The following is a 26,810-nucleotide window of genomic DNA, read 5'->3' as shown; positions in this document are numbered from 1 at the left end:
AAACTATTTTTTATGGTGATGAATAATCAACATATTATTTTAGTGAGTCTGTAATTTTTGTTTTTGAATGACAAGAAAACACTTATAGTGAATATGGTATTATTGGTGGAATGGTTGGGAATTGGAGTTATTATTGGTGGAATACTTGGATTATTAGTTCCAACTCCACCAACACAAGTTCCAGTCACAGGACAAGAAGTTAAACCAATCAATGTGCAAGGAAGAACAGTTAAAGATGCAGTTTATAATGCTAATGATCATTCTATTGTATATACAACTTTGGATAAGAATAATAATGATTGAATAATTAAAAATACTATGAACATGATAAAAGTTCTGTTGTATTAGCAACTAGAAGTAGTATAGGGCAATATCCAACTTTATCTGTTGAAATGAATTTAAATGATACATATTTGTTGTTTATGGACAAGTTGCTGTTTACAAAGATAGTAATAATCAAGTAGAAAATATCACACAATTAAAAGATGATCGACAAGCTTATGATCTTTTTGTGGATAATGAAGGAATGTATATTGGAGTTTCTAGTTCAAGGACACTACTTTTGAAGCACATAAATTAGGAAAATTAAAGATGGTAATCCAAAAACTTAAAGAGTTGATTGAATCAATAATATTGGTGTTGATGATCTTGATGGAGATGGATATATTAGAGATGTGCAATGAGTAAATGATATTACTAAATATGTGATTTATGATTCTCAAACAGTTGTTAAAGCAAATTCATATGTTGGTTAAAAATATACAATTGATGGAACTTATAAAAATCCAAATTTAACAGCACAATATCATACAACACCAAGATATATAGTGGAATGTTTAATTATGGAGTAATGTATCAAGCAGATGAAACATATAAATTTACTAATTCAAAAGGAAAAGAAAAAAACTAAACGAGCTCAAATTAATAGAGTGCATAATGATAAGTTCCAAGAAACATTAAGATCTTCTAATTTACTTGGTGCAAATGCATTAGATTGAAATATCGGACCTAATGGTGAAGTATTTGTATGATATAACCAAAATCAGTCAAAACCAAATTTAACACTATCAGCTAATTCATATATTACAAAAGTATTATTAACAGAACAAGATACAGAAACACCAATTGAAAATGGCGTTGTTTATAACAAAGATGATAAAAAGAATCAATATTAGAAATTCAAATTCCTGATGAAGATGCAAATAAAAGATATGACTTATATGTACAATTCTTTGATGAAGAAAAACAACCAAATAATGTTATTACTTCAATTGTTAGATTAAGACCTACTAATAATGCCAAAATTGATTTAGCAAATGATAAGAATGCAATTAAAGATATTATTAATATTTCAAATGATATTAAAGATATTGAAATTTTAGATGCATTAAAAGAAGTAACATGAGCTAAAATTAAAAGTAATGATATTCATATTGAAATTTAAAAAGCTAGTTATGATGAATCAGGTAAAATTGAAATTTCAGCTGAAAATAATTCAAGATTAGTGATGAATGAACAAACAATTGAAATCCCACATTTAGTTTATGATATCGCAAAAACAAGATTCCCAACATTAATAATTACTGGTAATGAAGATGACGAATATTTTAAAAACATTATTGTTAATGAAATTTATCAACAATCAGAAAAAAATAATAGTTTACTTTCACTTGATAAAATTACTAACCAAACAGATATCTCAATTACAAAACCATAGCAGATAAAAATGGAGTAGCGATTGTTAAAGCAACCAGTGGAGCTACACATTTAACTGGTGAACAAACAATTGTTTTACCAGCAAGTGGAGCGATTAGTTTAAAAGATTTAGATTTTGAAGATGAAGAATTAACTAATGAATCAACTGATGATGAAATTATTAATTTAATTAATGTAATCATTGCAAAAACAAGTAACAAGACTAGAGTTGAAATGATGATATTAATATTGAAAGAAAAAATCCAGCAAAAGTTGGAGTTGATGGTTATATTGGTGTAAAAGAAAGTCCAAGCTCAACTAAAGTAAGTGATGCTAATACCATTTAAATAAATAAGTTGAAATATGATTTAAGTAAATTCAATATTAGTAAAGTATCAAACCTAATTGATGAAAATCAAATCATTGATCGCTTAAACTTAATTTTAGGTTTAGGTTCAGTTAATGAAACTGATCTATCAATTGATATTAAAATTTCAAAAGTTGATGAATTTGGAATTATTACACTTAAAGGTAATAAAAACTCAGAGTATTTAAGTGTTGAAGTTGTAATTCAAATTCCTAAAATTCGTAATCTTGCAGAAGATGATTTATTTGTATATATGACAGGTGAACCACCTGAACAAAAAACTTTTATCTTCTATGAAGATACTAAAACTGAAGATATTTTTGAATACTTACAAGACAAGAAGGGTTGAATAGAAATTAATATCAAAGATATTTCATTTGAAGTAACAACTTCTCCAACAGTTCACGAACCAGATATTGGGATTGGCAAAATTACTGCTGTAAATAATTTAAAAGTTGGCTTTACATATATTAAAACAAGATCTGAAGAAGAACAACATATTGAAGTTCCTGTTCAAATTAAACTAAAAGAATTAACTAAAGTTATTCTTGATCCAATTGATTTAGGTCGTATTGATGTTTTAGATATTGATAAAGATACTGAAGCTAAAATGCTAACTAGTTTAAAAGATGTCTTAATGACAAAAACTCAAAATAATCATGAAAGTGAAAATGTATGTTTTGATGAATTACATATTAAATTAGTTGATCGATATAACTTTGAAGTGGTTGCTAATGAACATTCAGAAGTTTATTCAGGAGCCATTGAAGGAAGCTATTTTATTGAATATGATTTAGTAAATTATCAAAAAAGTTTGCTAAAGGTGTGTTAATCAGAGAAGAAGATAAAGAAGATATTGATGCATTAACTAGAACATTATATGTCAGTATGGTCAATTGGTATTTTACTGACATGAAGTAAATATTTCTTTAGATTCATTAAAAGATTGTTTATTTATTGAAGATAAACAAGATGATGGTTTATATAATGGTTCAATTAAAGTTAAAATAGTTGCTACAAGAGATGTGAAAAACATTATTAATGTCTCAACTGATACAGTCGCTAAAAATCAATTTAATGTAGTAGACTTAATAAACTTAATCAAAACAAAAAATTTAGATGTGAGTTGAGCACAATTTGATATTAATGTTGTATTTATTGAAGAAGAAGCACAAGTGATAATTGAACCAAACAATTCAAGTGAAATTTATACAGGAAGTGTAACTTTAACTTTTAAAGTCGATCCAAATTCTAATGGTAATAAATCATTTGTTGGTAAAAAACAAAACAAAGTTATGAAAGTTTCATTATGAGTTTTAGCTGGAATTAATATTGTTGCAATTTCTGTTGCTACTGTATTTATTGGTATTAAAAAGAAAGATAAGGAATAATTTATGAAGATAGTCAAAAATGACAAATTTAAATTATCAATTATCTTATTATTAATTTTACTTTCAACAACGTTAATGATCATTTTTAAAATTCTAAATAATATTTACATTGGAAATGATGAATGAAAAGCCAAGATTGGTATTGTTTTAGAATCTTATGTGGTAGATAACTGATTTGTAAATCTTAAAAACTTTTTTATTGGGTAAATTGGTTTTATTCAATGGTTCAATCAGTTTTATATAGTGAAAATAGTTTCTTAGTACCAATTTTCTTTGATGCTTTAATTAACTGAGTATATGTATTTACAATTCTTTTGTTAGTAGTATTAACGTTTATTCTATTTTTCTTAGAACAAGAAAAAGAAGAACTTGAAAATATTGAAGCAAATTATACATTCAAACCATATGATGAACATCAAAGCATAATACTAATTAATAAGAAAATCATTATCGAAGATAAGTTAATTAAAAAAACTAGTTATGATCAAGTAACAAAGAGTTATTTAATTATTAAATTAACAGAAATGCATCCAGAACAATCTAAAAAAATAATTATTAAAATTGTTAATAATTTAATTAAATTAATTGAACAAAATAAAACTAGGCAGTGCTAGATTGCTTATTCAACCAATGGTTATGACCGCAGGAACAGTTATTATAACAATTTTTACAATTGCTCCTGCTGGTCTAATCATTAAAAACTATATGTCAATTGGATTTAACTTCTTAATGACACATCATTTAACAAAATATATCTTTACACCATTAATTGAAATGTTTTATGCACCAATGGTTGTGTTTGGCTTACACAGAACAATTAGACCAATCTTAATGCAAGATATTATGAAATTTAACGAAAGATTTATAATGACATTGTTAATTATTTCAAATATTTGTTTACCTGTTGGATGTTTAACATTTGGATATATTAACAAACATTGTAAAGAAGTTAAAAATACTGCGTATTTAAATGGAATATCAGCATTTTTTGCAGAAGTAACAGAACCAGCAATTTATTCAATTTCACTTAAATATTTATATCTATTAATTGATCAGCAATTGGGGCTTATTTTGGTTCTTTACTTTATACATCAGCTGGTGTTTGAACAAACGCAGCACCATTTGGAATTCTTCGAATTATTGGTTTCGCATCAAAAGCTCTAGAAGGTATCAATGTTGATAATGAGCTGACGGATCAATTGTTTGAGGTATATTAAGTGTTGCTTTAGGTTTTTCAATATCATCGGTAATGACATTTGTATTTTCAAAAGTTAAATATTTTAAGGAAAGAACAAATAACATTTTGTTTGATGAATATAGTTATATATCACAAATTAAACAAAAAATGAATGTTAAAAGATGTTAAACATGGGAAAACTAGATAAAAAAATTATGTTAGGAACTTCAATTTCTGCTAATTAAGCAGAAAGTTCATGAAATGTTGATGGTAAAGGTTTATCAATTGCAGAAATGCGTAGATACAATCTTCATTAGACCAAAAAGACATTAACACTGAAAAAAATGACACCAGATAAAATCAAAGATGCTTTAGATCCTAATTCAAAGTATTATTATCCAAAGAAAAATGGAATTGATTTTTATAAACATTTCAAAGATGATATTAAATTATTAGCTGAAATGAATAATGATTGTTTTAGAACTTCAATTGCTTAAACTAGAATATTTCCAAATGGAGATGAACTGAACCAAATGAAGCAGATTTAAAATTTTATGATAAATTAATTAATGAACTTGTTAAAAATAAAATAGAACCAGTTATTACGATTTCACATTATGAAATGCCATATTATTAGTTGAAAAATTTGGCGATTGAAAGAATCGAGCATTAATTGATTTTTATATTAATTGCAACAATATTATTAAATCGATATAAAGATAAAGTTAAGTACTGAATTCCGTTTAACGAGCTTAATGCAGCTAATTATAGTGTATGAGCAGGAGTAGGTTTACGTGATGATGAACAAAAGAATATTTAGGTCTATCTGTGATAGCACTTCATGATATCTTTTTAGCTAATCCAGCAATTATTAAAGCAGAAAGAAAAATTAACCCAAGTTTTAAGTTTGGATCAATGGTACCAAGTTTGTTGTCATATGCATAAGATTAAAACCCCTTAGCTGTTTTAAAAGCTGAAAAAGATCAACAATTAAAAATCTATGCTTATTTTGATGTATTACATTGAGTAGCATATCCAAAATACGCTTTAAGCTTTAAATTTATATAAAACATTTGGTATTGAATTACAAATATCAGAAGCTGATAGAATTCTTTTAAAAGAAAATACTTGTGATTTTATTGGATTTAGTTATTATATGACTAGTGTTGTTAGTTTAAAAGAAGACTCATTAACTGAAGGAAACTTAGTTAAAGTTGGAAAAAATAAACACTTAGAAGAAAATGCCTGAGGATGACAAATTGTTCCAGTCGGATTAAGAATTTTAATGAACAGATTATATGATCCATACCAACAACCATTATTTATCCTTTAGAATGGAATTGGTTTTAAAGAAATAAACCCTAACCTTGAAATGATTAATGACGAATATCAAATTAATTATTTAAAATACATTTAGAACAAGTTCAAAAAGCTGTTGAAGATGGTATTGAATGTATCGTTATACTGTTTGAAGCCCGTTTGATATTGTTTCACATGGAACAAGCGAAATGGCAAAAAGATATGACTAATTTATGTTGATCAAGATGATTTTGGGAATAAAACTAAGAAAAGAATTCCTAAAAAATCATATTATTGATTTAAAGAAGTTAGCATGACAAGAGAAGTTTAAATTACTTTAAAAATTCTGCATGAAAATGTGAAATTTTTTTGGTTCTAGGTATATCTTTTAATAGCTAATAAGAGTATAATAATAGTAGGTTAGTAACCTTAGATTAACAGAAAGTGAACAAGAGTGACAGCAAGTGTTTATTCTAATTTCTCAAATAACTAAAATTTGCATAAAAAGAAAGGAATATTCGTATGGATATTATTTTTAGTTGTCCAAATTGTGGACAAAAAATTACTAAAGACTCATTTAAAAATCATGATTCGAACTGAACTTTAGTTGAAAATTATTTGAATGAATTAAAACAAAAACAAGAAATTAAAATTAGAAATCAGGTAAGAAATGAAATAGTTGAACAACTAAATGAAAAACAAGCAACTGAAATCAATCTTGTTAAACAAGAAATGATTAATCAATTTAACAAGGAGATTGAAGTATTAAATATTTCATTAAGTCAAAAAGATAATTTAATTAATAAATTAAATGAACAAAAAGCATTAGAAATTGATAAAGAAAAAAATGATTTATCAAAAACATTTAATGATATTGAAAATGATTTAAAAATTAAGTTGTCTAATAAAGAAATTGAAATTAAATTATTAGCTGAAAAATTAAATCTTGAAGTTGAAAAAAATAAAGAAGTTTTAACTAATTATTTTAATCAAGAAATCAATAATTTAAAACTTGAATTAAACAAGAAAAAAATTGAAATTGAAAATTTGAATAATAATAAAGAATTACAATTTAAGACAAAAGAGCTAGATTATGAAAAGCGAATTGCTGAATTAAATTTAGCTAACCGTGAATTCAAAATTATTAACTCAAAACGTAAAGGTGAAAACTTTGAACATGAAGTTTATGAAGATTTAGTTAAGGCATTCTCATTATTTGATGGAATTGAAAAAATTACTACTGGTGAAAGAAAAGCGGATTATTTGCAAATAATTAAAAATCATAAAAAAGAAGAAATTGGAAAAATTGTTTATGAAGTAAAAAATGCTGAATGAAGTAATGCATGAGTTTCAAAACTTTCAACTGATGTAGCAAATAACAAAACTAAATATGGAGTTTTAATTGCAACAAGCTTTAATGATAAGCATCCAGGATTACCATTTATTAGAAGTGATGAATATGAAAATATATGAATTACTGATTCAGAAAGTTTTATATTTGTTGGCCAAATTGTAAGAAGATTAGTGGAATTTGAATTTGAATATAATCAAAAAGCTAAAGCGTTTACAAATAATTCAAATAATGAATTATTGAAGGAATTAGAAAAACAAAAAGAAGAATTGAATGAATATTGAACTACACAATTTCCAATTGCTTATAAAAAAATGCAAAAGGAATTAGAAGATCTTGATAAAGTTGCAGATAGTTTAGAACGTAATTCATCAAGAATTAAAAAATCAATTAATGTAATCAACCAACAGTTCTTTAATAAAGTTCAAAAGGGACTTGCTAAAATACTGGGTGAAATGGTTGTAGAAGGAGAATAAATGACAGAAATAAAAAATAAAATAAATAAAGAATTCATTGAAAATTTAAATAAGCAATCTGAAAAATGTCCTGTATTGATTTATGATAAAAATAATACGACATTAGATAGAAGTCAAGATATTTATGGCATAATTTTTTCAAAAAGCGAAGATATGGACATTCATGCTTATTTAGGTAATTTTATTTGTTGTTCAGATAATATTGAACAAAGAGAATTTTGCTTCAAAAATCATGAACATTCATTAAAAAATTTTGAAAAACAAATTTATATTTTAAGAGATTATATTCAACATATTATGCCAAAATATTATGAAGGCTATAAAATTTTAAAAATTTTTAAATGTAAAACACCTAATTTTTTTTAATAGAATTTGAAAATACTAAAAAATTAGAAATAAAATGCTGTTCTTTATTATTTAAAGTACAATATGACGAATTAGATAAAAAAAGCAACGTAAACAAAAATTCAGAAAATCAATATAAAGAATTATTAAGTAAAGAACAAATTGACATTTTTAGCAAAAAAATATCATTAATAAATACAAACACAATTTTTCTTTTTGACTTAGGTGGAGCAACAAGAAAAGAAATTAATGAAAAAACTAATATATCTTTAATGAAGAAAGCTTGTGATATAAACAACATTAACTTAGAAAACGTTTATTTATGTATAAGCAATAATAAAATAGAATTATCAAATAATTGAGTTTAACTAAATGATCTATAATAATTAATGAAATAACAGAAAAAGCTGCAACTGCAGCTCTTATTTGTATTACAATCATAAGTAGAAAAGACTAATTTAGTAATATACTAAATCATAACTTTTTAATAATCCAGAAGCTTTGATCTCATACTTAAATGAAATTAGGTTAATCTAACTATCTGTGAGGTATTGTGATATTTAAAAAACGCTAATCCAAAATATCACAATCTTATTTGCCTTTTCTACAATATTTTTATATAAAAAAATGCACTAACTTTTGTATATATAAAAAATAGTTATAAGTATTTAATATTTTTAAGAAGTACTTTAGAGTTAAAAAATGTTTAAAAGTATAAGAGAGAACTTAAATCAATATATGAGAGCAATGAAACAACATCTAATAAAATGATTGCTAAATATTTAATTGATTGTTTAGATAAAGGAATTATTCCAACAAGTAAAGAATGTTCTGAAGTATGTTTTATATCTGAATCTGACTAAACAGCTTTTTCAAAAAAGTATGGATATGAAGGTTTTAGAAAAATTATTGTCAGAATAAAAGTTGAACAAGAGTTATATAAGCCATTCGAAAAATCAAAAACTAAAAATAAAAATCAAAAAACTAATATAAGAAATTTAATTAACAAATACTTAGATTAAATTGATTCACAAGATTTACAAATTAATAAATTGATGAATCCATTAAAACTGCAAGTAAAGTTTATATATTTTCTTCATATGAACAAAATAAAAATGTAGAACTGTTTGCTAGTAAACTACAATTTATGAATATTGAATCTTGTTTTAATAATCAAAGACGCTTACATGATATTTGAATTGATAAAAGTGAAACAAATTATTTATGCTTATTCTTTGCTTCATGCTTAGATAATCAAAATCTGATTAGTTTATATAACCAAGCATTCAAAAGCAAAAGAAATATATTTGTAGTAACATCAACATCGTAAACTCATAAATTTATTGATAATGATAATTTAATAGTGTTACATCAAGAAACAAATATGGAAATTTACTTATCAATTAGATCAATTGTATTAAATTATTTATTTACAAAAATATTATCAAATTTATAAAAATAAAAATGCTTCGGCATTTTTATTAACTTATTTTTATTTTAAAATTAGATTTTGTTCTATTAAATTTTTAAAGTTAATGATATTATTTATATATTGTAAAATTATTAGAAAAAGAGGGAAATATGAAAACAAAAAAAGATGTATCCAGAAATGCTGAATTCTTTAGAATCATTTCAAGATATTATGTTAAATATTGATGAATCACTTTAATTTTAACTGTTACTATTTTATCTTTTTGTTTGACTAGAGCCACAATACCTCTTTTAACACAACAAATAGTATTAGCAATTAAAAGCGAAAATGGAGTAATAAATTCAGATGAAGCTACTTTATGATGAGGATGAAGTTCAACAACAATTATTATTGTTGCTGTATCAATGATCTTATTAGATGCACTTGGAACATTTGTATTTAACTACTTCTCATGAATTCTAGGAAGAAGAATTGAAGTAGATTTAAGAAATAAAATTCTTGAAAAATTAGTAAGACAAGATATTTCATACTATTCAGATAAAAAAATCGGACAAATTCTTACTAGTGTTGTAGCTGATACCCAAAACTTAGGTGATGGAGCTGTGAGAATTCCAACTAATATTGGAATTTCACTTTCACAATTTCTTGTAGCATTTACTATGACATTCATTCTTGCTTGAAAAATTGCAATCTTTGGATCAATTATCTACTTTGCATTATTAATTTTATACTTTGTATTCTATGTTAAAACAGTACAAAAATATGCTGTTGTTAGAGATGTTTATGAAGAAGTTAATGGTAATGTAACAGATAGAGTTGGAACAATTAGATTAATTAAATCAACTGGAACAGAAGATTATGAAAAAGCTTTTTTAGAAAATCAACAAGAAATTAACTTTAAAGCACATAAACCAGCAATTTTAAACTTATCATTCTTAATGACTACAGTTTATGCTGGATCAATGATCTTACAATTTGCGATTCCAATTATTGCAGGGATAATTTATTCAATTCAAGGAGATCAATATGCATCAGCATTATTCTTTGCTGTTGTATTCCCAGCTTATATGATTAACCAAGCAAGTTTAATCGCAACTTATAATAGTTTAAAGGGAATTACATTCTCATTGGCAATGTCTGGAGTAGCAAGTACACACGTTTCAGAATTACTAAATGATGAATCAAGATTAAATCCACATTATACTGATGGAATTATTGTTAATGATATTAAAGGGGATATTGTATTTAAAGATATTGAATTTAGATATCCTGAAAAATTAGAAAAATTAATCTTACCTAAATTTAACTTTACATTTGAAGAAGGTAAGTCATATGCCTTTGTTGGTGAAACTGGAAGTGGTAAATCAACAATTGCACGTTTATTATTAAGATTTTATGATCCAAGCAATGGAGAAATCATTATTAATAAAGATCAAAATTTAAAAGATTTAAATTTATCAAGTTATTTAAGACATATTGGATATGTAGAACAAGAACCACAAATTTTATTTGGGGATGTGTTTGAAAACGTTAAGTATGGTAGATTTGAAGCAAGTAATGAACAAGTGATTGAAGCATGTAAAAAAGCTGAAATTCATAAACTAATTATGTCATGACCAGAAGATTATAATACAATTCTTGGTGAACGAGGATTTATGTTATCTGGTGGACAAAAACAAAGATTAGTTATTGCTAGAATGATTTTAAAAGATCCACAAATTTTAATCTTAGATGAAGCTACAAGTGCTTTAGATAATATTGTGGAAAAAGAAATTCAAGCAAAACTAAATGAGTTGATGAAAGGCAGAACAAGCTTTACAATTGCACATAGACTTTCAACAATTAAAAACGTTGATCATATTATTGTGCTTGGTGGTAATGCCAAAGGTGTTGTACAACAAGGTACTTTTAAAGAACTAGTTAAAATTGAAGGTCACTTTAAAAACTTATATGAAGCAGGTTTATTAGAAGAAAAACAAAATATTTAAGGAGGAATTATGAAAAAGAAAAAAGAAATTTCAAATAATCAAGCATTTATTTATATATTCTTTAAATACTATAAGCAAGATTTTAAAAAGAACTGATGAGTAATTCCTAACTTTCTTTTTTGAGCTTTAATGTTATTTTTAGCTCCTTTATTAACAAATCAAATTAACTTATCATTAATTGGTAATACTTCAACTGATGGTTTTTGATTAGTAAGTTATTGAGGATTAGATACAACGCAATTAATTATTATTTCAGCTGTTTTATTATTCCTTAACTTATTTAATTCATTCTTATTTAACTGATGATCAAATACATTTGCAAAACGAATTGAAACTCATTTAAGAAATGAAATTTTAGAAAAATTAATTAGACAAGATATTCCTTATTATTCAGATAAAAAAATTGGAGAATTATTAACTAATGTAATATCTGATGCACAAATTGTTGGTAACTCAGCAGTTGATATTCCCTTGAATATAGCTAGTGCATTTTTACAAGCATTAATTGGATTAGCATTAACTTTTATTCTTGAATGAAGAATTGCATTGGTTGGTGCTGTTATTTTCTTATTAATTTTAACTGCCTTTGTTGTTTGCTATAATGTTTTAGTAAAAAAATGAGAAAGAGTAAGATTAACTTTAGAAAAAACTAATGGTAATGTTATTGATCGTGTTATTTCAGTTAGATTAATTAAATCTTCTGGAACAGAAGACTATGAAACACAACACTTTAAAGACAAACACGTTGATTATTATAATGAAGGTAAATTAATTGGAAAATGAATGAGTTTATTCTCAATGATCGTTTTTGTTGGAGACTTCTTATTATTATTCACTGCACCTGTATTTGCTGCAGTCTTTTTTGGTGGAACTACTGATACATCAAGAATGGAAGCATTCTTCCAAATATTCCCAGCCTTTGTAATGGCACAAGGAATGTTAACAGGGCCAATTATAACATTATTTATGATTTCAGGAGCAGCAGCAATGGCTGGAGTTTCATCTTCAAGAATTTTAAGAACACTTAACGCAGAATCAATTTTAGATTTCCATTATCATGAAGGAAAAGAAGTAACTGATTTAAAAGGAGATATTGTATTTAAAGATATTAACTTTAGATACCCAGAAAAACCAGAAAACTTAATCTTACCAAAATTTAACTTTACTTTAGAATATGGTAAATCATATGCCTTTGTTGGTGAAACTGGTAGTGGTAAATCAACAATTGCTAAATTGTTATTAAGATTCTATGATCCAACTGAAGGTCAAGTTTTAATTAATGGAAAAGATGATTTAAAAGCGTTAAATTTATCAAGTTATTTAAAACATGTTGGATATGTTGAACAAGAACCACAAATCTTATTTGGTACAGTTTTAGAAAATATTAAATATGGTAAATTTGATGCAACAGATGATGATGCAATTGAAGCATGTAAAAAAGCAGAACTTCATGCATTAGTAATGAGTTGACCAGAAGGTTATCAAACAGTACTTGGTGAACGTGGATTTATGTTATCTGGTGGACAAAAACAAAGACTAGTTGTTGCTAGAATAATTTTAAAAAATCCAGAGTTATTAATTTTAGATGAAGCAACATCAGCTTTAGATAATATTGTAGAAAAAGAAATCCAAAATAAATTGAATCAATTAATGAAGGGTAGAACTAGTGTTACTATTGCACATAAGTTATCTACAATTAAAAGTGTTGATCACATTGTAGTGCTTGGTGGTAATGGTGCTGGGATCATTCAAGAAGGAACTTTTAAAGAATTAACACAAAAAGAAGGACACTTCAAGAACCTATACGAAGCCGGAAAAATCGAACATTAATAAGCAAAAAATAAAATCATTCAACTATAAGTGATTTTTTTATGCTGTCATATCACATTAAACTTTCAATTGTATTTCAACTAAAAAGTTTTTTTTTAGACTAAACTTGAAACTGGGAAAAGGTTCATTAATTTTAAGGTTGGTAGGGCGGGAAAAGTAAAAGGAAAGGCAAAATTAATTAAAAAATTGTTACCTCTTTTAGGTGCCTCTGCATTAACACCAAAACTAGCTACAACAGTTGCTATTTCATGTAGCAAGGTTCCAAAAAACAGTAAAAAGTAAATTTAGTTCACATAATTAAAAACAAAAAATTAAATAAGTTAAATGTAGCAAACTAACAAAGTGTTAAGGAAACTTTAATTAAATTTAATACAAAATTAAATGTCGGTGAAATTAAAATAACTATTTCAAAAGCAACAGAAATTTTTGCAACTGAAACAACAAATTACACTGTGACTGTTGAACCAAAAGAAAATTCAAAAGTTTATACAGGAAAAGTTACTGATGTAACATTCTATACTGAAACATTTGTTGCTGATAATTTATTAACAGTTATTACTAAAACAAATTTAGGTAAATTAGATAAAGCAACTGAGCAACTGTGAGAGCAGCACTAGCAAATGCTAATCCAGGTTTATATAATAATGAAATTAAATTAACAATTTCAGAAGCAACAGGCACATTTGCAAAAGAAACTAAAAATTATAATGTTGTAGTTGTAGCAAAATAAGGATGAACAATTTATACAGGAGAAGTTAGTGATATAACTTTCTATACTGAAACAAATTTAGCTGATTATTTATCTGCAATTATCACTAATTTAGATTCAGGTAAGTTAGACAACGCAAATGAAGATACTGTTAAAGCTGCTTTATTAAAAGCAAATAAAAAATTAAATGGTGATGAAATTAAATTATCAATTAAAAAAGATGTGAGTGCTTTTGATTTAGAGAAAACTAATTATACTGTGACTGTTGAACCAAAAGAAAGTTCAACTATTTACAAAGGTAAAGTTAGTGATGTAATATTCTATACTGAAGAATTTGTCGCTGATGATTTATCTGCAATTATCACTAATTTAGATTTAGGTAAGTTAGATGATGAAAAAGAAGCTACTGTAAAAGCTGCTTTATTAAGTGCTAATAAAGAATTAAATGGTGATAAAATCAAATTAACTATTACTAAACAAACATTATATTTCTGATTAGAAACAACTACATTATAATGTTACAGTTGAACCAAAAGAAAAATCAACAATTTATACAGGAAAAGTTGACATGATTTTTGTAAAGAAGTTGAAAAACCTGACACTGACACAGTTGTAACAAAAACAAAACTAGATAACCAAATAAAAAGATTAAGATTAATAGAAATTAATTTAATTGAAGATGCGGTTGAAAAACTTAAAGAAGTAAATACTAAATCTTTTAATATTGAAACAGCAGAATATAATCCTAAATTTGGACCAACAGTTGGTTAAACAAAAGAAGACATTTATTTTTCTATTACACTTAATGCAAAAGACAAATATGCGTTAGACAAAGCTTTAACAGGTAAAATAGATGTTAAACTACTTGTAAATAAACAAGAAGCAAATGTAGCCACAATTTACTCTAGTATTGAAAAACTTATTGCAAAAAAGTATCTATACTACATGAAATGAGAAGATGATAAAAAAGATATTGTTAGTATCTTAGAAGGAAAAGATTAAAAAAATAAAGTTAGTTTAAAAGAAAAAAATAATATAACTAAAATAGAAAATGTTCAATCTGGCGCAAAAAGATATGAATATACGTTTACATTATTAACAAAAGCAGGATACAAATTAATTAATGATAAAAAATTAACAGGTTATATCCAAATAGGGTATTAATAATTATTGTAAACAATAGAATATTTTATTTATAAACAAGCCGTTTCACTTTGAAATGGTTTTTTTATTAATACTATAGTATTGATTTAACTTTTTCATTATTCATATCGCTACCACAATACTTGTTTGACAATTCAAAAATTAAAAAACATAATGAAATTAAGGCAGGGTAAAATTATGAAAATTAAAAATTTATTATCAGGATTACTATTATCTTTAAGCGTAATTGTTACAAGTAGTACTGCTGTTAATTATGCTTATTCACATAAGAGCAATTTGAAAGCAACTGAAGTATATAAAAATTTTAATTTTGATGGCAAGAACAGCAATAACACAAAAGTTAATGAACTTTTTTAGGGAAGAAAATTATGGTAGTGATTATCGTGTTTTTTAGATTCAACAAATGATAAAAAATTACCAAGTAGACCCAATTCAATTGATTGAAGAATTGAAAAAGGTATTAAAGATAGATGATATGAACATTTAGTACATTGCATTACAATTAATACGACAAATTATGCAAGCAGTAAATCAGAATTTCTAAAAAAGTATGGAGTTATTAATGTAATTTTTGATTACATGTTCAATTTCTGAAATAGTTGAGATGGTAACTAATAAAAAAGGTAAAGAAGCAGAATATCAGTCATGAGCACATAGTTACATTTTAAAAGGTTATAACAATAGCGAAAAAATTATTGAAAAAACAGATCCTTCTCATTCATCAAATGAACGAGCTAGAGTTGTTTTATATAAACAATGAAATGGGAATAATTTAACAATCAAATTACATATTGGTGTTTGATACCATTGAGCATGAGGAAGTGTTGTAAATCATGCTTCATTAGCACAAGTAAAACATTATACTTATACATTTTTAGAAACTAATTAAAATGAGTTTAAAGTAGATACAGCATCAAGTTTTTCTGATTTTTGAATTCAACCAAAAAGTTCTGTTTCAGGAATTGATAAAATTGATTACAAACTTAAAAATGTTAATAGTTCATTTGGTTTAGGTACTTTAACACATCAATTTTTTACTGGGACTAAAGTAGTAGGAAAACAAACATACATTTTAATGATTAATGTATTCTGATTCCCAAATTCTTTAATTAAAATTGATTCAGAGTTAATTTTATCTGGTCTTAATGTTGGAAGAGAAGTTAATACTTACTTTAATGGATCAACACATTATTTGAATATGTAAATCAATTTGGAGGGAGAAATATAACCAATTCAATTTCATTACCATCATTCTTTTTAAACACATACATGGCACGAACAACAACAGTAAGTTATATTTATAGTTAAAATGATAGAAATAAAAAATATAAAAAAGACTTTTAACGATCAATAAGTATTAAAAGAAGTATCGTTTAAGTTACAAAAAAGCAAGTGTTATGGAATGTTTGGCAATAATGGAGCTGATAAAACAATCTTAACAAAAATTATCTTTAACAAATTAAAAGCTAATTCGGGAGCAATTTTATTAGATAAAATAGCACAAGAAAATATTGATTTCAAAAATTGATATTTTTTTGTTGAGAATAATGAACTACCACGTTCAATCACTGTTAAAACATTTATTGAACTTAATGCTAATGTTCATCATGTTAAAAAAGCAATAATCAAAGAAACAATCGATAAGTTTAAACCAATCTTAGATATTACAAAAATTAAAAATACTTAAAAATACTTTAATTAAAAATATTTCAGCAGCACAAAAGAAATTACTATCGCTATTTATTATGTTTTTAATTAAACCACAATATGTTTTCTTTGATGAACCAACAGCTAATTTAGATATTAAAAATAAAGATTTAATTCTTGATTTTATTAAAAAAAGTATGACTAAAGATTTCATCTTTGTCTTCATTACGCACTTAATTCAAGAAGTAGAACCAGTAATTGATCATATTGTTATTTTAGATTCAAGCACAATTAGATACAATTAAAAATACGACAAAAAACATGATATTAAAACAATCTTTAAAACTCATACAAAAAATGAATCTGTAACTAACAAAGTATTGGAGAGTGCGTAATGAAAAAAGAACATCAAGTAAATAAATTATTGAAGAATCAGTCAATTATTTTAAAAGTCAAAAGACTAATATTAGTATTTGAACAATTAATATTGTAGTGAGAATAATTTTAAACACGATTAGTTTGATTGTGTTAATTTCACATGCTTATTCAGTTGATATGAAGTATGTTTTAGTTAATTTATTTATTATTATTAATTCAGTTGTATTACTAATTAGTTGTATTTATTTCAGTATTAGTATTTTGCATTAGCAAGTAATTTAAATTAGAAATTAAAAATGGTTATTTAATTAATCTAATGTAATGAATGAGAATTTTATCAATTATTTGTTTAATGTTTAGTGCTTTTTTAATTAATATGATAATTTCAATGTTATTCTTTGTTGGTTTTAAGTTAACTAATCCAAATGATCTTTTAGTTTATCGCTTATATATTTCAGCATATGGATTATATGCCATTTGAATTTTAATTGTAATGGTCATTGGAATGATTGTTTAATTAGTTTTTAAAGATACATTAATTTTAATTTCATGTGTTTTATTATCAATGTTGTTAATGATTAGTTTTGTTGTTTCACCAATTTTGATTAAGCTTAGTTCACCATTCAACAATAAATTACGAGATGCTAATTTATATGCGTTAAAAATAATTTATGCAAATAAGCTAAATAAACAAATTTAAGCAGATGAAGTACTAACCCAAATGCAAACAGATTTACAAAACAATGTGGAAAGGCATTTTAGTGATTTAGTAGTATCTAGTTATAAATATTGAATGACAACTGACATTGAGTTAGAACTGAATTATTTCGCAAAGTCTCAGAGCAAATTGAATTTATTTATCAAGATGTTGATTGATTAACTTGAGATGATATTTATGAAACATCAGAATCACATGTCCTATTTAATGAAAATATTCAAAAAGTAGCTAAGTATGGAATTACACATAATGAAGATTCATTATTTAATTTTGTGTTACATAATGCTGATAAGTTAGTTTATTACAAAGAGTTGCGTGTTGGATATACTCCAAATAATCCATCAACTCCAGCTGATCGTGAACGTTATGAAGTTATTAAATCACTTTATACTTCTGCTGAATATTTATTTACACATGTGTTAATGTAATCATTATTTAATTCTTATGAAATTAGTCCTGTTAAATCTAATAAAGAAGTGATTAGTTATGATATTGATGAACTTAACAAACAACAAGCACTTAAAAATTGAATAAACACTAAACCATTTTAACTTAATGTTTTTTGGTGTTGATTATCAAAATGATGCACTAGCAAATATTGTGGCAGCTAATCAATTCTTTTTAGGAAGTAATTCAAACGTTAAAGTGTCACCATATGATGAAACTGATCATACAAATTGAGAAATTAAACGTAATGTACCAGTAGAAGTGATGTATGTTATTTATACATTATGATTAGAGTTATTTTAATTGCTGCGCAAAATGGTTTTAAACAAAAACTTTATAAATATTAATTAATTATTTGTATGTTGAATATCAAAACAAATGAGAATACTTTTGTTATTTAACTAAAGATAATTTTTTAAATGAAACAGATATTAAATTATTTATTGCTGATGATACAACTGAATTTAAAAAAGTTAAAGTAGCTTTTAGATCAATAGATGAAAGAAATTTATTTAAACAACTAGTGAAGATTAAAACAATTGGGTTAAAAACATCATTTACTTATTAAATAATTTTTCATTTGATAAGTTTATTACAATGATTAAAGATTATGATGTTGAAAAATTAGCTAAACTTAAAGGTATTGGAGCATACAAAACAAAATTAATCATTGAAGAATTACAAAAGCATTTCTTTAAAAACAAAATCACTCAGAAAAAAGAAAACATTATTACTTCATTAGTAAAACTTGGTTTTTCTTATAAAACAATTATGCGCAATATTGCAAAAGTTGATAATGCTTTATTTGTTGATGAAATTACCAAAATAGTAATGGAAAACATTGGTTATGAGTAATGAGTTTAGACCTAATAAATGAAGTGAATATATTGGTCAAACAAAGGTTATAAAAAATTTAAAAATTTGTATTGAATCAGCAATTAAACAAGATAAAGTATTAGATCCAATTATTTTTTCAGGACCTAGTGGAATGGGGAAAACAAGCTTAGCTTATTTATTAAGTAAAGAATTGAAAACTAAAATTCATATTATAAATGGACCAAGTTTACAAAAACCAAGTGATTTAATTTCAATTTCAACAAGTATTAAAGAAAAGCAAATACAATTTATTGATGAAATTCATTTGATCGCAAAGAAGTAATGGAAATTCTTTATTCAGTGTTAGAAGAAAACAAACTAAGCATTATTATTGGTAAAGAATATAATTCAAAAATTGTAAATATTAAATTACCTAATTTTACAATCATCACAGCTACAACAGAAATTAATCGCTTGCCATTTCCATTTTTAAACAGATTTCCGATTCAATTTGAATTGGAAGTATATAATCATGAAGATTTAACAAAAATTATTATTAATTCTTTTAATAAACTAAATCAAACAATTGAAACTGAGGATGCTAGATTAATTGCTAAATATTCAAGATTAGTCCCAAAGGTTGCAATTAATTTAGTTAAAAGAATTTATGATTTTTTAATTACTGAAAAATTTAAAAACCTATCGTCAAAAAATTTATTGTGAGTTTTTAAAGAAATGGGTTTATATGAATATGGGCTAAATGAAAAAGACTTTCAATATTTGAAAGTATTATTAGAAAATAATGTTTTAAGTTTAGATAGTTTAGCTCAAATGATTAATGTACCAAATCAAACAATTTTAAATAATATGCAACCAATCTTTTTAAAGGTGCGCTTTGTCATTAAAACTGGAAGAGAAAGACAAATTACAACTAAGGGTGAACAATATTTAGAAAAAAATAAAAATCAACGCATTTAAAAATGCAAATGTACAAATTTTGAAATATAATCTTTACATTGAAATAAGGAGAAATTTATGAAACAGTACATTGAATTAGTTAATGAGATTTTAAAAGATGGAGAAAAACGAGACGATAGAACAAACACAGGAACAATATCTAAGTTTGGTGTACAAAAAAGATATGATCTGCGCAAAGGCTTTCCACTATTAACAACTAAAAAAGTATTCTATAAAGCCATTTTTCATGAAATGCTTTGATTCATTAAAGGTGACACTAATATTAAATACTTAGTTAATAACAATGTAAAAATTTGAAATGAATGACCTTATGATAATTTTAAAAAGTCACAAAAATTTAATAATGAAACATTACAAGAGTTTGTTGAAAGACTAAAAACAGATGATGCATTTTGTGCTAAATGAGGAGATCTTGGACCTGTTTATGGAAAACAATGAAGAGATTTTGGTGGAGTTGATCAATTTGTTAAATTAATTAATGATATTAAAACAAATCCATATTCAAGAAGACACATTGTATCAGCTTGAAATCCAGCAGAAGTTGATAATATGTTATTACCACCATGTCATTCATTCTGACAAGTTTATGTTTCAAAAGACGGATGATTAGACTTGCAGTTATACCAAAGAAGTGGTGATGTATTCTTAGGAGTACCTTTCAATATTGCATCATATGCACTATTAATGGAATTAATTGCAAAAGAGTGTGGTTTAAAAGCTAGATACTTTGTACATACAATTGGAGATGCACATATTTATCTAAATCACTTAAATCAAATTAATGAACAATTAAAAAGAGAACCTTTACCATTATGTAAAATTAAAATTAATACAGATAAATCAATTTTTGATATTAAATTTGAAGATATTGAAATTCAAGATTATCAAAGTCATGCAAAAATTACAGGAGAAGTTGCTGTTTAGTGACTTCTTTTTTATATTGACTGATAATTAGCAGTCTCCTATTGACTTTGCTAAAATTATGTATTAATATAATTGCAAACCAGTGAAAATGGTTTTATATAAGGAGGAAATTATTATGGAATTTCAACAAAAAGGCGAAGAAACAAATGCATTAGAAAAATATACTCGTGACTTAACCCAAACAGCAAAAGATGGAAAAATAGATCCAATTATTGGACGTGAAGAAGAAATTTTAAGAGTGATTAGAATTCTTTCTAGAAAAACAAAAAATAATCCTGTGTTAATTGGAGAACCAGGAGTTGGTAAAACAGCTGTTGTTGAAGGATTAGCTCAAAGAATTATCAAAGGTGATGTTCCTTCAATCTTAAAAGGCAAAAGAATTTTAGAATTAGATATGGGTAGTTTAATGGCTGGAGCTATGTATCTTGGAGATTATGAAGCAAGAGTTAAAGCTATTGTAAACGAAATCAAAAAATCAGAAGGCGAAATCATTTTATTTATTGATGAATTACACTTAATTGTTGGTGCTGGTAAAACTGGTGGTGGAGGTGGAATGGATGTTTCCAACTTACTAAAACCAGCACTTGCAAGAGGTGAGTTAAAAGCAATTGGTGCTACAACTTTAAAAGAATATCGTGAATATATTGAAAAAGATTCAGCGCTTGAAAGAAGATTTCAAAGAGTGATGGTTGAAGAACCAACAGTTGATCAAACTATTTCAATTCTAAGAGGATTAAAAGAAAGATTCGAAACTTATCATGGTGTTAGAATTCATGATAATGCAATTGTAAGCGCTGCAAATTTATCAAATAGATATATAACAGATAGATTTTTACCAGATAAAGCAATTGATTTAATTGATGAAGCATCTTCAACTATTAAAACTGAATTAGCAAGTGTACCAACAGAATTAGATCAAGTTAACAGAAAAGTTATTCAACTTGAAATTGAAAAAAGTGCACTTTCAAAAGAAAAAGATGACAAATCAAAAGAACGTTTAACAGAAGCTTTAAAAGAATTAGAAAAAACTAAACAAGAACAAGAAAAATTAGAAAGTGAATGAAATGAACAAAAAGCTCAACTTGAAAAAATCAATGGTTTTAAAACAACAATTGAAAGTTTAAGAACAGAATTAGAAGTTGCACAAAATGAAGGTAACTATAAACGAGCAGGAGAAATTCAATATTCATTATTACCAACTTTAGAAAAACAATTGATTGAAGCTGAAAAAGACACACGTGAAACTTTAGTTAGTGAAGAAGTAAATGAAAAAGATGTTGCTGAAATTGTAGCAAAATGAACTGGTATTCCAGTTGATCGCTTAGTTGAATCAGAAAAAGTTAAATTATTAGAATTAGAAACAACACTTGAACAAAGAGTTAAAGGTCAAAACGAAGCAATTAAAGTTGTATCACAAGCAATTTTAAGAAGCAGAAGTGGAATTAAAGATCCAAATAAACCAATTGGTTCATTCTTATTCTTAGGTCCTACAGGAGTTGGTAAAACTGAAGTTGCTATAAGCCTTGCAGATATTTTATTTAACTCAAGCAAAAAAATGGTCAGAATTGATATGAGTGAATACATGGAAAAACATAGTGTTTCAAAACTAATAGGTTCTCCACCAGGTTATGTTGGATATGAAGAAGGTGGAAGATTAACTGAAGCAGTTAGAAGAAATCCATATTCAATTGTATTGTTTGATGAAATTGAAAAGGCTCATCCAGATGTATTTAATATTTTATTACAAGTATTAGATGAAGGAAGAATTACAGATTCATTAGGTAAAGTTGTTGACTTTAAAAACACAATCATAATTTTAACTTCTAATTTAGGAAGTGAATATATTCTAAAAAATGGTTCAACTTTAGAAGCAGATAAAGTTGCAATTAACGCCGAACTATTAAAACATTTTAGACCTGAATTTTTAAATAGAATTGATAATGTAGTTATCTTTAATCAATTGTCAAAAGAAAATATTGCTGAAATTGTTGATAAAGAATTAAACACTCTATCAGCAAGATTAGAAAATTATAAAAACTTCTTCTTAACATTTGATCTAAAAGCAAAAAATAAAATTATTGATGAAGGATATGATTCACAATTTGGTGCAAGACCAATTAAAAGATATATTGAAAAAAACATTGAAACATTATTAGCACAAAAAATAATAGCTGGAAACGTTGAAGAAAACATTCGATACATAATTACTGTTGAAGATAATAACTTTCTTTTATCAAAAGTTAGAAATTAAAAAAATAAGTAGCAATCTAACTCATAGAGTGCTAAAATAAATACAGGTGATCAAATGCTAAGCGAAAGACAAGCTAAAATTTTAAAAGTAATAGTTTCAGAATATATTAAAACTAATCAAGCCGTTAGTTCAAAAAGAATTCAAGAACTACTATATATTCAAGTTTCAAGTGCAACAATCAGAAATGATTCTGCAACACTTGAAGAAATGAATTATTTAGAAAAACAACACACATCATCTGGACGAGTTCCTTCAACAAAGGGATACAGATATTATGTTGATCACTTAATGGAAATTGATGATTATAATGACAGTTTAAAACAGAAATTAAAAGCAATTTTATTTCAACGTGGAACAAAAATTGAAAATGTTTTAGAACAAGCAAGTCAAATAATTAGTGAAATGACTAAGATGACTGCAATTGTTACAAAACAAAATGTAAATAGTGAGTTAATGGTGAAAAAAATAGATTTAATTCCATTATCAGAAACTATGGCTTCAGTAATTTTTATTCTTTCAAATGGTGAGATGCAAAATCAATTATTTAATTTAAAAGATATTTCATTATCAGATTTATCAATCTCAATTAAAATATTTTCAGATTGTTTAATTGATACACCAATGAAAGAAATTGAAAAAAATATATTATTGATAAAACCTAATTTAGAAAAGACAGTAAAGAACTATGATTTAATTTTAGAAACTTTTGTAGCAAATATTTTACAAACAAAAGAAGCTAAAAAAGAAATTGTTGGAATAAAAAATATGTTAGAGAATCCAGAATTTAATGACACAGAAAAATTAAAAAAAGTTATTAATATTATGGAAAATATGTCACCATTTGACTGATTTGATGTAAGCTATAGTTCAAATCAACGCATGATTCAAATTAGTACAAAAATAGGTGAAGAAATATCTAAGGATTTAAGCGATATTTCAATAGTTAAAACTGCAATTAAAACTGAACAAGGTTCTACAATGTTAACACTTGTGGGACCTAAGAGAGTTGATTATTCTCAAGCAAACCAATTAATTAACTTGATTGTAGAAATAATAAACGGAGATGATCATAAAAATGAATAAAGAAAAAGATTTAAATAAAGAAGAAACTTTGAACACTGAAGAGAAACAAAGCGAAAAAGTTGAAGAAGTAAAAAAAGATAAAAAAGATTATAAAAAAATAATTCACGAACTACAAAATGAAATAGAGTTTCAAAAGGGATTAAGAAATGCAGATATTGCAAATCTTACTAAAAAACGAAATGAGCAAGAAGCATTGATAAGAAAATACGGCTCAACTAATTTGGCAGAAGAATTAATTAAACCAATTGATTTATTAAAAAAAGTAGTGGATACACCAACTGATAATCCAGATTTGCAAAACTATTTAATGGGATTTAAAATGATTATTAATCAAATTGATAGTGCATTTGAAAACAATGGAATTAAAGCAATGGGTGTTAAAGCGGGGGATGAATTTGATTCAAATTTTCATGAAGCAAACGAATCACTAGAAAATAGTGGTATGGAATCAAATAAAATTGTATCTGTTATTTCAGATGGATATATGATTCACGATCGAGTGTTAATTCACGCAATTGTTAAAGTAGCAAAATAGTAAAAAGGGAGAAATAAGATTATGGCAAAAGAAAAAATTATAGGAATAGATTTAGGAACAACTAACTCAGTTGTGTCAATTATGGAAGGTGGACAACCAATCATATTAGAAAATCCTGAAGGGCAAAGAACTACACCATCAGTTGTAGCATTTAAAAATGAAGATATTATTGTTGGTGGAGCTGCAAAACGTCAAGCAGTTACAAATCCAAATGTTGTTATTTCAGTTAAATCAAAAATGGGAACAACTGAAAAGATTAATGTTAACAATAAACAATATACACCAGAACAAATTTCAGCTGAAATTTTAAGATATATGAAAAAATATGCTGAAGATAAAGTTGGTGAAAAAATTACTAAAGCAGTTATTACAGTTCCAGCTTACTTCAATGATTCACAACGTAAAGCAACAAAAGATGCTGGTAAAATTGCAGGATTAGATGTTGAAAGAATTATAAATGAACCAACTGCAGCTGCATTAGCATATGGTTTAGAGAAAAAAGATAAAGAAGAAAAAGTATTAGTTTATGACTTAGGGGGAGGAACATTTGACATTTCTATCCTAGAATTAGCTGATGGAACTTTTGAAGTATTATCAACAAGTGGAGATAACAAACTTGGAGGAGATAACTTTGATACAAAAATCATTGACTGATTAATTGAAAAAATTAAATCAAAAAGTGGAGTTGATTTAAAAAATGACAAAATGGCTCTACAAAGATTAAAAGACGAAGCTGAAAAAGCAAAAATCAATTTATCAAGCCAATTAGAAGTTGAAATTAACTTACCATTTATCGCAATGAACGAAAATGGACCAGTTTCATTTGCAACTCAATTATCAAGAACAGAATTTGACAAAATTACAAAAGATTTAGTTGATAGAACATCAAAACCAGTTAAAGATGCATTACAAGCAGCTAAATTAAGTGCAAGTGATATTGATGAAGTTTTATTAGTTGGTGGATCAACAAGAATACCATCAGTACAAAAATTAGTTAAAGAATTATTAGGAAAAGAACCAAACCGTTCAATTAACCCAGATGAAGTTGTTGCAATGGGAGCTGCTATCCAAGGTGGAGTTTTAGCAGGAGATGTTACTGATGTATTATTATTAGACGTTACACCACTATCTTTAGGAATTGAAACTATGGGTGGAGTTATGACTAAATTAATTGAAAGAAATACAACTATCCCAACTGAAAAATCACAAGTATTCTCAACAGCAGTTGATAACCAACCAGCAGTTGATATTAATGTATTACAAGGTGAAAGACCAATGGCAGCTGATAATAAATCATTAGGTCAATTCCAATTAACAGGAATTAAACCAGCTCCAAAAGGAATGCCTCAAATTGAAGTAACATTCAAAATTGATGTAAACGGAATTGTAAGTGTTATTGCAAAAGATAAAGCAACAAATGAAGAAAAATCAATTACTATTAGCAACTCAGGAGCATTAAGCGATGCTGATATTGAAAAAATGATTAAAGAAGCAGAAGCAAATGCAGAAGCTGATGAACAAAAACGTAAAAATATTGAATTAAGACACAAAGCTGAAAGTTACATTTCAATTATTGAAACAAGTTTAAATCAAGAAAGACAACAAGTTCCTCAAGAACAAAAAGAACAAGCTGAAAAAATTGTTTCAGAAGTTAAAGAATTAATTGAAAAAGAAGATTATGTTGCTTTAGAAGCAAAAGTTAATGAGTTAGAACAAATGATCCAAATGGCAAGTCAATTTGCTCAAGCGCAAGCGCAAGCTCAACCTGAAGAAGAAATCACTGATTCTGAAGATAGTGAAAAACAATAA

The 26,810-nt window shown here is 25.9% G+C and carries 35 protein-coding genes and 1 pseudogene; 35 read left to right on the top strand and 1 reads right to left on the bottom strand.

The genetic code is table 4. The features are described from left to right. Nucleotides 1-114 precede the first annotated feature (114 nt). From EMELA_RS02905 to EMELA_RS02895, 3 genes are all read left to right on the top strand, one after another. Nucleotides 115-348, top strand: a complete 234-nt coding sequence (locus EMELA_RS02905; RefSeq protein WP_028124512.1) for a hypothetical protein — start codon at nucleotides 115-117, stop codon at nucleotides 346-348. Nucleotides 349-863: 515 nt separating this feature from the next. Continuing rightward, nucleotides 864-1,175, top strand: coding sequence for a hypothetical protein (locus EMELA_RS02900; protein ID WP_028124511.1), 312 nt, complete (start codon nucleotides 864-866; stop codon nucleotides 1,173-1,175). 332 nt (nucleotides 1,176-1,507) lie between these two features. Further along, nucleotides 1,508-1,717 (top strand): hypothetical protein, encoded by a 210-nt coding sequence (locus tag EMELA_RS02895; RefSeq protein ID WP_028124510.1) that lies wholly within the window; start codon nucleotides 1,508-1,510, stop codon nucleotides 1,715-1,717. Here EMELA_RS02895 and EMELA_RS02890 read toward each other — a convergent pair. Continuing rightward, the gene (locus EMELA_RS02890) at nucleotides 1,704-1,898 is read right to left on the bottom strand and encodes a hypothetical protein (protein WP_028124509.1); all 195 of its coding nucleotides are present in this window, start codon (nucleotides 1,896-1,898) and stop codon (nucleotides 1,704-1,706) included. The two genes, EMELA_RS02895 and EMELA_RS02890, sit on opposite strands and share 14 nt — an antisense overlap. 153 nt (nucleotides 1,899-2,051) lie before the next feature. Here EMELA_RS02890 and EMELA_RS02885 point away from each other — a divergent pair, with 153 nt between their 5' ends. The 32 genes and pseudogenes from EMELA_RS02885 (at nucleotide 2,052) to dnaK (ending at nucleotide 26,810) form a co-directional block, all read left to right on the top strand. Then, nucleotides 2,052-2,894 carry a hypothetical protein gene (locus EMELA_RS02885; protein ID WP_028124508.1) on the top strand — a complete coding sequence of 281 codons (843 nt, stop codon included), beginning with the start codon at nucleotides 2,052-2,054 and terminating at the stop codon, nucleotides 2,892-2,894. Nucleotides 2,895-2,958: 64 nt separating this feature from the next. Next, a complete protein-coding gene (locus EMELA_RS02880) occupies nucleotides 2,959-3,453 on the top strand; it encodes a hypothetical protein (protein WP_028124507.1) in 495 nt (164 codons plus the stop codon). Between the two features lie 3 nt (nucleotides 3,454-3,456). Continuing rightward, nucleotides 3,457-3,660 carry a hypothetical protein gene (locus EMELA_RS02875; protein ID WP_028124506.1) on the top strand — a complete coding sequence of 68 codons (204 nt, stop codon included), beginning with the start codon at nucleotides 3,457-3,459 and terminating at the stop codon, nucleotides 3,658-3,660. Nucleotides 3,661-3,674: 14 nt separating this feature from the next. Further along, entirely contained in the window at nucleotides 3,675-4,067 is a 393-nt protein-coding gene (locus EMELA_RS02870) for a hypothetical protein (RefSeq protein WP_028124505.1), read from the top strand. Nucleotide 4,068: 1 nt separating this feature from the next. Further along, nucleotides 4,069-4,617: a hypothetical protein gene (locus EMELA_RS02865; protein WP_028124504.1), complete on the top strand. Its 549-nt coding sequence runs from the start codon at nucleotides 4,069-4,071 to the stop codon at nucleotides 4,615-4,617. A 357-nt stretch (nucleotides 4,618-4,974) separates the two neighbouring features. Then, entirely contained in the window at nucleotides 4,975-5,127 is a 153-nt protein-coding gene (locus tag EMELA_RS04955) for a hypothetical protein (protein ID WP_169733559.1), read from the top strand. A gap of 8 nt (nucleotides 5,128-5,135) precedes the next feature. After that, entirely contained in the window at nucleotides 5,136-5,267 is a 132-nt protein-coding gene (locus EMELA_RS05390) for a family 1 glycosylhydrolase (protein ID WP_169733560.1), read from the top strand. Nucleotides 5,268-5,404: 137 nt separating this feature from the next. After that, a complete protein-coding gene (locus EMELA_RS04945) occupies nucleotides 5,405-5,575 on the top strand; it encodes a hypothetical protein (RefSeq protein ID WP_169733558.1) in 171 nt (56 codons plus the stop codon). 211 nt (nucleotides 5,576-5,786) lie between these two features. Next, nucleotides 5,787-5,963, top strand: a complete 177-nt coding sequence (locus tag EMELA_RS04940) for a family 1 glycosylhydrolase (protein WP_169733557.1) — start codon at nucleotides 5,787-5,789, stop codon at nucleotides 5,961-5,963. A 488-nt stretch (nucleotides 5,964-6,451) separates the two neighbouring features. Continuing rightward, complete coding sequence (locus EMELA_RS02855; RefSeq protein ID WP_028124503.1) at nucleotides 6,452-7,756, top strand: DUF2130 domain-containing protein; 1,305 nt, start codon at nucleotides 6,452-6,454, stop codon at nucleotides 7,754-7,756. Further along, nucleotides 7,757-8,122: a hypothetical protein gene (locus EMELA_RS02850; protein WP_028124502.1), complete on the top strand. Its 366-nt coding sequence runs from the start codon at nucleotides 7,757-7,759 to the stop codon at nucleotides 8,120-8,122. A gap of 1,560 nt (nucleotides 8,123-9,682) precedes the next feature. Continuing rightward, entirely contained in the window at nucleotides 9,683-11,521 is a 1,839-nt protein-coding gene (locus EMELA_RS02840) for an ABC transporter ATP-binding protein (RefSeq protein ID WP_051584620.1), read from the top strand. Nucleotides 11,522-11,530: 9 nt separating this feature from the next. Beyond that, the gene (locus EMELA_RS02835) at nucleotides 11,531-13,351 is read left to right on the top strand and encodes an ABC transporter ATP-binding protein (protein WP_028124500.1); all 1,821 of its coding nucleotides are present in this window, start codon (nucleotides 11,531-11,533) and stop codon (nucleotides 13,349-13,351) included. A 452-nt stretch (nucleotides 13,352-13,803) separates the two neighbouring features. Beyond that, a complete protein-coding gene (locus EMELA_RS04510; RefSeq protein WP_156932132.1) occupies nucleotides 13,804-13,968 on the top strand; it encodes a hypothetical protein in 165 nt (54 codons plus the stop codon). Continuing rightward, nucleotides 13,953-14,081, top strand: a complete 129-nt coding sequence (locus EMELA_RS05200; protein ID WP_268875443.1) for a hypothetical protein — start codon at nucleotides 13,953-13,955, stop codon at nucleotides 14,079-14,081. The genes EMELA_RS04510 and EMELA_RS05200 overlap by 16 nt, the downstream gene beginning before the upstream one ends. Nucleotides 14,082-14,282: 201 nt before the next feature. Further along, nucleotides 14,283-14,576 (top strand): hypothetical protein, encoded by a 294-nt coding sequence (locus EMELA_RS02830; protein WP_028124499.1) that lies wholly within the window; start codon nucleotides 14,283-14,285, stop codon nucleotides 14,574-14,576. 825 nt (nucleotides 14,577-15,401) lie between these two features. Continuing rightward, nucleotides 15,402-15,581: a hypothetical protein gene (locus tag EMELA_RS02825; protein ID WP_028124498.1), complete on the top strand. Its 180-nt coding sequence runs from the start codon at nucleotides 15,402-15,404 to the stop codon at nucleotides 15,579-15,581. 214 nt (nucleotides 15,582-15,795) lie between these two features. Then, nucleotides 15,796-16,113 (top strand): hypothetical protein, encoded by a 318-nt coding sequence (locus EMELA_RS02820; RefSeq protein ID WP_028124497.1) that lies wholly within the window; start codon nucleotides 15,796-15,798, stop codon nucleotides 16,111-16,113. A gap of 468 nt (nucleotides 16,114-16,581) precedes the next feature. After that, the gene (locus tag EMELA_RS02815) at nucleotides 16,582-16,911 is read left to right on the top strand and encodes an ATP-binding cassette domain-containing protein (RefSeq protein WP_268875462.1); all 330 of its coding nucleotides are present in this window, start codon (nucleotides 16,582-16,584) and stop codon (nucleotides 16,909-16,911) included. Between the two features lie 58 nt (nucleotides 16,912-16,969). Continuing rightward, entirely contained in the window at nucleotides 16,970-17,176 is a 207-nt protein-coding gene (locus EMELA_RS02810) for an ATP-binding cassette domain-containing protein (protein WP_028124495.1), read from the top strand. A 398-nt stretch (nucleotides 17,177-17,574) separates the two neighbouring features. Beyond that, nucleotides 17,575-17,766: a hypothetical protein gene (locus EMELA_RS02805; protein WP_028124494.1), complete on the top strand. Its 192-nt coding sequence runs from the start codon at nucleotides 17,575-17,577 to the stop codon at nucleotides 17,764-17,766. Nucleotides 17,767-18,038: 272 nt separating this feature from the next. Further along, nucleotides 18,039-18,395, top strand: coding sequence for a hypothetical protein (locus EMELA_RS02800; RefSeq protein ID WP_028124493.1), 357 nt, complete (start codon nucleotides 18,039-18,041; stop codon nucleotides 18,393-18,395). Between the two features lie 127 nt (nucleotides 18,396-18,522). Continuing rightward, nucleotides 18,523-18,717, top strand: coding sequence for a hypothetical protein (locus EMELA_RS02795; RefSeq protein WP_028124492.1), 195 nt, complete (start codon nucleotides 18,523-18,525; stop codon nucleotides 18,715-18,717). Between the two features lie 52 nt (nucleotides 18,718-18,769). Beyond that, complete coding sequence (locus EMELA_RS04935; protein WP_051584619.1) at nucleotides 18,770-18,982, top strand: hypothetical protein; 213 nt, start codon at nucleotides 18,770-18,772, stop codon at nucleotides 18,980-18,982. A gap of 29 nt (nucleotides 18,983-19,011) precedes the next feature. Then, nucleotides 19,012-19,269, top strand: a complete 258-nt coding sequence (locus EMELA_RS04930) for a Holliday junction ATP-dependent DNA helicase RuvA (RefSeq protein WP_051584618.1) — start codon at nucleotides 19,012-19,014, stop codon at nucleotides 19,267-19,269. After that, nucleotides 19,262-19,872: pseudogene (locus EMELA_RS05385) on the top strand (AAA family ATPase); the annotation flags it as partial. The gene EMELA_RS04930 and the pseudogene EMELA_RS05385, both read left to right, overlap by 8 nt. Nucleotides 19,873-19,965: 93 nt before the next feature. Beyond that, nucleotides 19,966-20,208, top strand: coding sequence for a Holliday junction DNA helicase RuvB C-terminal domain-containing protein (locus EMELA_RS05380; protein ID WP_408630945.1), 243 nt, complete (start codon nucleotides 19,966-19,968; stop codon nucleotides 20,206-20,208). Nucleotides 20,209-20,265: 57 nt separating this feature from the next. Further along, nucleotides 20,266-21,132, top strand: coding sequence for a thymidylate synthase (locus EMELA_RS02780; RefSeq protein ID WP_028124491.1), 867 nt, complete (start codon nucleotides 20,266-20,268; stop codon nucleotides 21,130-21,132). Nucleotides 21,133-21,247: 115 nt separating this feature from the next. Beyond that, the gene (locus tag EMELA_RS02775; protein ID WP_051584617.1) at nucleotides 21,248-23,383 is read left to right on the top strand and encodes an ATP-dependent Clp protease ATP-binding subunit; all 2,136 of its coding nucleotides are present in this window, start codon (nucleotides 21,248-21,250) and stop codon (nucleotides 23,381-23,383) included. Between the two features lie 54 nt (nucleotides 23,384-23,437). Continuing rightward, nucleotides 23,438-24,466, top strand: coding sequence for a heat-inducible transcriptional repressor HrcA (gene hrcA / locus EMELA_RS02770; protein WP_028124490.1), 1,029 nt, complete (start codon nucleotides 23,438-23,440; stop codon nucleotides 24,464-24,466). Beyond that, nucleotides 24,459-25,001: a nucleotide exchange factor GrpE gene (locus EMELA_RS04920; protein WP_028124489.1), complete on the top strand. Its 543-nt coding sequence runs from the start codon at nucleotides 24,459-24,461 to the stop codon at nucleotides 24,999-25,001. Before hrcA ends, EMELA_RS04920 begins: the two co-directional genes overlap by 8 nt. Before the next feature lie 21 nt (nucleotides 25,002-25,022). After that, nucleotides 25,023-26,810 (top strand): molecular chaperone DnaK, encoded by a 1,788-nt coding sequence (gene dnaK, locus EMELA_RS02765; protein ID WP_028124488.1) that lies wholly within the window; start codon nucleotides 25,023-25,025, stop codon nucleotides 26,808-26,810.

The organism is Mesoplasma melaleucae (assembly GCF_002804105.1).
GTDB classification, from domain to species: Bacteria; Bacillota_I; Bacilli_A; order Mycoplasmatales; family Mycoplasmataceae; genus Mesoplasma; species Mesoplasma melaleucae.
This window is presented reverse-complemented; position numbering and strand designations above follow the sequence as displayed.